The 6,134-nt window shown below is 40.2% G+C and carries 4 protein-coding genes; 2 read left to right on the top strand and 2 right to left on the bottom strand.

What is annotated here, in order from left to right; genetic code table 11:
• Window positions 1-85 precede the first annotated feature (85 nt).
• Window positions 86-1,669: a bifunctional metallophosphatase/5'-nucleotidase gene (locus tag DFO73_RS24850; protein WP_110067368.1), complete on the bottom strand. Its 1,584-nt coding sequence runs from the start codon at window positions 1,667-1,669 to the stop codon at window positions 86-88.
• Between the two features lie 131 nt (window positions 1,670-1,800).
• Here DFO73_RS24850 and DFO73_RS24855 point away from each other — a divergent pair, with 131 nt between their 5' ends.
• Window positions 1,801-3,306 carry an ATP-binding protein gene (locus DFO73_RS24855; RefSeq protein ID WP_110067369.1) on the top strand — a complete coding sequence of 502 codons (1,506 nt, stop codon included), beginning with the start codon at window positions 1,801-1,803 and terminating at the stop codon, window positions 3,304-3,306.
• A 60-nt stretch (window positions 3,307-3,366) separates the two neighbouring features.
• Here the strand turns inward: DFO73_RS24855 and DFO73_RS24860 are convergent, their stop codons facing one another.
• A complete protein-coding gene (locus DFO73_RS24860; protein WP_110067370.1) occupies window positions 3,367-4,353 on the bottom strand; it encodes a phosphotransferase enzyme family protein in 987 nt (328 codons plus the stop codon).
• 421 nt (window positions 4,354-4,774) lie between these two features.
• Between DFO73_RS24860 and DFO73_RS24865 the strand changes: the two genes are divergently transcribed.
• On the top strand, window positions 4,775-6,010 hold the full coding sequence (locus DFO73_RS24865) for an MFS transporter (RefSeq protein ID WP_110067371.1): 1,236 nt from the start codon (window positions 4,775-4,777) through the stop codon (window positions 6,008-6,010).
• The last annotated feature ends 124 nt before the right edge of the window (window positions 6,011-6,134 follow it).

Below are 6,134 nucleotides of genomic sequence, written 5' to 3' on the forward strand. Positions count from 1 at the left end.
ATTAAATTAGTAGTGATTTCATCATTATAGTTCTAAATTATTATAGGTAACAGGAAGAAAGCTGTCAATTTGCCAGTTGCTGTCGTCACTCCCCCGCCAATACTCTCCAGTTATGATTTAATGACGGCTTTATTTCTTTCTTTTCTAAAAAATAGTTGGCAAGCAGTTCTGCCATATCCGTTTGGATTTCCTTAACTACCGGTTTATCCTTGAACATCGTATAGCCGCCTCCTCCGGCAGCCCGGTAATTATTCATAACTACCTTATACTGCGTATCTTCTTCAACTGGGCGGCCTTTATACTGAAGTCCTTTGACCCGGTCACCTGCCGCTCTTGAGACATCAATAACGTATTGAATTCCTTCCCACATATCATAATTATAATGCTGTGGCTTTGGAAATGAAAAGTCAGGGTTCACGATAATTTGCCCTTCATCATTCAACTCAAAATAGGAAGCTGAACGCTCTAAAGCATCTTTAATGTCCTTTCCGGAAACTCTGAGGACACTCAAAGAGTTAGGATAAATATAGTTGGAAACAATCTGCCCCATCGTTACTTGATGGCTGAGCCCAGGTGCACCTTCATGAAACAAAGCGGTACACGAAATATCTGCTCCTGCCGCTTCCATTTGCACCTTGTTAATAAACTCTATAAGCGGATGCTCCTTTAATCGGGCTTCGAATATATCATTAATAAGCATATCCCCATCAATTTCTCCGATTACTGTATCCAGCCATTTTTGCGTTTTTGATTCATAGTACCCGGCTATATGGAGAATCTCCTCATCTGCCGCAGCCTCTTTTGCGGAAATTAAAGTTGAGCGTTTCTCATCAATAAGCCAGTCATTGTGTTTCTTTTTGAATTTAACGGTAACCTTTGCAAGCGCCTGGCCATTAAACCCAGGCTGGACAACAGCGACTCCGTTAATCTTTATCCCTTCAAGAAAACGATGCTGATGCCCAGTGATCAGCACATCGATCCCCGGAACTTCTGTACAAATCCTGTACGCTTCATTTTCCCCTGTTTGCTCTTCCGTTTTTTCGCCAGTTCTTAGATCCCTTTCAAATCCTCCATGATAAGATACGATAATCAGGTCAGGCTTTTCTTCCTCTTGAACATATGGAATCCATCTTTTTAAACTGGACACAGCTGATTCAAAGGTTATATTTTCAATATGCTGCTTTTTCTCCCAATTTGGGATATACTGGGTTGTCACCCCAATAACTGCTGCTTTTAAGCCGTTCTCAAAAGTTTTTATTTTATAAGGAAGTCCGAAATAGGTTTCTTTCGTGGAGCTAAATAAAATATTGGCTGCAAGCCAAGGAAAGTTGGATTCACTGACTGCTCTCGCTAGTATGCTCTTGCCATAATTAAATTCATGGTTGCCAACGACAGCTGCATCATATTCCAGCTTATTTAATATTTGAATCATGGGGTTTTTTTGGCTGCTTAAGTAGCGTGAATAATAATAAGTTAAAGGCGTGCCCTGGATCAGGTCTCCATTATCTATAAGGATTGAAATCTCAGACTGTTCCCTTTCCTTCTTTATAAGTGCTGCAAGTTTGCCTAATCCATGCTCTGCATTCTCTCCCGTACCATACAAATAAGGGAAGATATGGCCATGGATATCGCTTGTAGCTAAAATGGACAGCATAATTTCAGCTTTCATCAAACCCCTCCTTACTTATTAAAATATCATTGTGGAGACGGAAATAAACCTCTATCGGTACAAAATGGTATAATATTGATATTGCAGGATAGATGCGGACAAATCAACCTTAAAACTTTGGAGTTAATAAAATGAACAGTCGATACGGAAATTTATTTTTATATGTAATTGTTGTTATTATCCCCACATTAATTGGCAGCTTTTTTTTCTTTATCGACGCTGTGAAGCAAAACGATGAAGATAGGCTTGAAGAAGCAAAATGGATTGGCTCCATTCATCAGAGGAGCTGGGACCAGTTTATTTCCGAGACGGTCACTACACTTGAGATGTTATCGCTGACTGCAGGGACTGTAAATACTGAACCCGAAAAGCTGGAGCCTCTCTTGAAGCAGGCCCATCAAATGGATCCTCGATATGGAGGGATCTACCTTTTAAATACCAACGGAAAAGTGTTAACAGGTTCAAATCAATTTTTGACGGACTCTTATTTATCTGATAAAGAATATATACAAGAGGTTTCCAGAACGAAGGACATTATTATTTCAAACAGCCAGGAAACCTTAGCAAATGGACAAACAGTCATTGGCATCGGAAAACCGGTAGTGAATGAAGACGGTGAGCTTTTATCTATTATTGTCGCACATATGAGGGTAGACTATGTCCAAAATATCATGAGGCTGCTTACACCTGATGCAAAATTATCCGTACTAAATTCTGATAGGAAAACCATTATGGACGTCAATATGGATGGAGGCTCCTCTTTTTCCGACCATAATAGCATTTCCATTCCGATAGATAGGCTTCCCTGGAGTGTAAATGTTGAATTGCCAGCTAGAGATGTTTGGGAAATTATTAAGGGTGCAGCCCAATTTATACTGGTTATGTTAGTAATCAGCCATATCCTGTTTCTCTTTATAAAATATTTAAAGCTGAAAAAGCAGGCTCAGAATGAAAAAAAAGAAAATGAACTTCAAAAGCTTGAGCTGGTAGGTACATTGGCAGCCAGCACAGCCCATGAAATCAGAAATCCGTTAACCGGTATAAAAGGGCTTATCCAGCTCTTAAGTGAGAAGTACACGAACGCGCAGGACCAGTATTATTTTTCAGTTATTAACGATGAAATCAGCAGGATCAATGAAATTGTCAGTGAATTTTTAATCCTTGGGAAACCGACAGCCCAGAAAACGGAAACACTTGACCTTAGGAATATCATTAAGGATTTAGTTCCTTTGATCATCTCTGAAGCAAATTTACACAATGTTCATTTCCAATCTTCTTTGCCGGATGAGCCTGTTATGGTAAATTGTACGAAGGACCAAATGAAACAGGTCATACTGAATATAACAAAAAATGCATTTGAATCAATGGAAAACGGCGGAGAATTGACCATAAAACTGAACAGGCTTCCAACCAAGTGCCAGCTGAAGATAATCGACACTGGTTCCGGAATACCTGACAGTGAGATTGAAAAAATATTTAATCCGTTTTATACATCGAAGGATACGGGAACCGGACTTGGGCTTGTTGTCTGCAGGCGAATCCTCCAGTCTTCTGGCGGGGAAATCTTTATAACAAGCAAGGAAAACAAGGGTACACAAGTGGATATCTTCTTGCCCCTCAACGCAAATAAAGAATAATGTATAGGATTATAGAAAAGGTGCCTTCACAAAAGTGATTGGCACCTTTTTATATCTGACTTAATAGATTGATTCTTTCCTTTCAATCCTATTCTTTATTTGCTTCAGCATCAGCAAAAGACTTTGGTCTCTGTCTTCTGGTGCTATTTTCTTATAAAGAACTGAATAAAGTGTCACATCTCTTAATCTCAAAAATAAAGGCAGTTGGATTTCCCAATCCTCGGGAAGAGGGTTTTTCTCCTGATAGCCTTTTAAAAAAGAATCTAGAAATAACTTGCCAAATGCCGACCTTTCATCCACATTATCTCCTTTGCAGCGGTATAAAAGGGCATAATACAATGGGATGGCAATATCAGAAGCGAACCAATGATAACAGCAATCATCAAAATCAAAAATATGTATATCACTGCCATCATAAAAAAAGTTCCCTGAATGGACATCTGTATGAATAAGGCCAAAGGTGTCCTTGTTTTTCGGAAGTGACTGCAGCTGCTTAAGGAGTTCCTTAGTATTATTTATTACCAATTTATCTGATTCAGGGACAAATTTTTCAACATCAAGAAGTTCCTCCTCATCCCATTGCATACGGTCGGCTGAACTATAGGGCGGCGTATAAGTTTTTGTTTCTTTATGCATCATTCCTATAGCCCTTCCCCAGGCTTCAAAAAGTTTCTCATTAAATTCAGGTGCGGTGACTTTGATTGGCTTACCTGGCGCTTTTGAAAAAACGCTGGAATAAAAAAAGGAACCATCCTCTGCAGATACCGACTCTACAAGCTTTCCATGATCTGATTGAAAAACCTGCGGAACATTTACGCCCTGCTGATTTAAGTAATTTACCCAGTCTACTTCTGCTAAAAGCTCCTTATGCTTGCGGTGGGAGGAGTGGGTAATCCTTAAAATATATGATTCTCCATTTCTATAAACCTCGTACACATAGTTTTCAAAATCACCAAGTTTTTTGTAATCCTTTTTATCCATTGAATAGGCTAGAAGAAACTCGTGAAGAATATCCACCGTCATTAAAGCTTCGACAGATTTTTCCATCTATACCCCTGCTTTCTATTTTCAACTATAAAGCATTCTAAATAATCCCAATTATATATTATTAGAGATAAAATCAAAATAGCTATTTTTAAAGATTGAAGAATACGGTACACTATATTTAGTTTCACGAAGTTTTTTGCATTTATAAAAATATAGGCTCTGTTAAACTTGCCTTTTGATTTTCGCTCCAGTCACTCAATGAACCGCGGGCGGTCCGATGCTCCTCGGCGTCTTGCGCCTGCTGGGTCTCCCTTTGACTCGCTCTTCCCGGAGTACATTGAATTAGCGTCCTCGAATAAACACCGCACGAAGAAAATGCGACAGCATTTTCGGGGGATCTCTCGCCTTCCGCACCAATCAAGAGAGTGCTAAAATCAATAATGAGATTTAACACAGCCTAAATATAAAGGAGTCCTGTAATATGAGTACGACCGCTGTTTCAGCCCGTCCCTCTTCTAAGCCGCAGCAGGAAACGGCATATCGAATTCTTTTTATCATCGGGATTTGCCACCTACTAAATGATTCGATCCAATCCGTTATTCCGGCCATGTTTCCAATACTGGAAAAATCAATGGGACTAACATTTTCTCAGCTGGGAATGATCGCCTTTTCCTTAAATATGGTATCCTCGATTATGCAGCCGGTAATAGGAATGGCTACAGACAAAAAACCTGTGCCCTTTGCTTTGCCGATCGGATTAACTTTTACTTTATTTGGAGTTTTAGGTTTGGCATTTGCATCTAAATATGAATGGGTTGTTGTTTCTGTCCTGTTCATTGGATTAGGGTCAGCTGTCTTTCACCCTGAGGGATCAAGAGTAGCTTATATGGCAGCCGGTCCACGCAGAGGCCTTGCCCAATCCATCTATCAGGTCGGCGGAAACACTGGACAGGCGCTGGCACCTGTTATAACAGCGCTTATCCTTGTTCCTCTTGGCCAAGTGGGAGCTGCCTGGTTTACCGTCGTTGCAGCCATTGCGGTAGGATTATTAATTTATATTGCATTCTGGTATACTGGGCGCCTTCAGCTTGAGCTATCAACATTGAGCAAGAAAAACCAATCAGCTGCCAATTCAAACAAGAAAATCTCTAAAGCCGTATGGGGGGCATTGGTCCTCATTCTCTTTTTGATATTTGCCCGATCCTGGTATATTTCCGGGATGACAAATTTCTATGCCTTTTATGCGATTGAAAAATATTCGTTTTCCATTGGGCAAGCTCAGCTCTTTTTATTCGCATTTTTAGTTTCAGGAGCACTGGGAACCTTTTTCGGAGGTCCGCTTGCAGATCGATTCGGCAAGAAGGCAGTCATCTTTTTATCCATGATTCTCACTGTACCGCTCTCAATCCTGATTCCTTTTGTTCCATCTGCTGTTGCATTTATTCTACTGATACTCGGCGGATTCATTTTAATGTCCAGCTTTTCTGTTACGGTAGTTTATGCACAGGAATTAATCCCCGGCAAAATTGGTACCATGGCGGGCCTGACAGTTGGCCTGGCATTTGGAATGGGTGCAATCGGCTCCATTGTTCTAGGATATATAGCAGACACTTTTGGGCTCACCAGTATGATCATATTCACCGGCTTTTTGCCTGTTCTGGGAATATTGACTTTATTGCTTCCTTCAGACAAAACCGTTTCTGAATGGAACTCTTAAAAATGTAAAAGGAGGGAACAGGTCCCTCCTGAACTGAACCCCGAATAGTAGACACTTTAAAAAAAGTGGATCTATTCGGGGATTTTTGTTTTTTCTAGCTTAAAACCCCGTTATACTAAAATTT

The organism is Cytobacillus oceanisediminis (assembly GCF_003182355.1).
Lineage (GTDB): Bacteria > Bacillota > Bacilli > Bacillales > Cytobacillaceae > Cytobacillus > Cytobacillus oceanisediminis_A.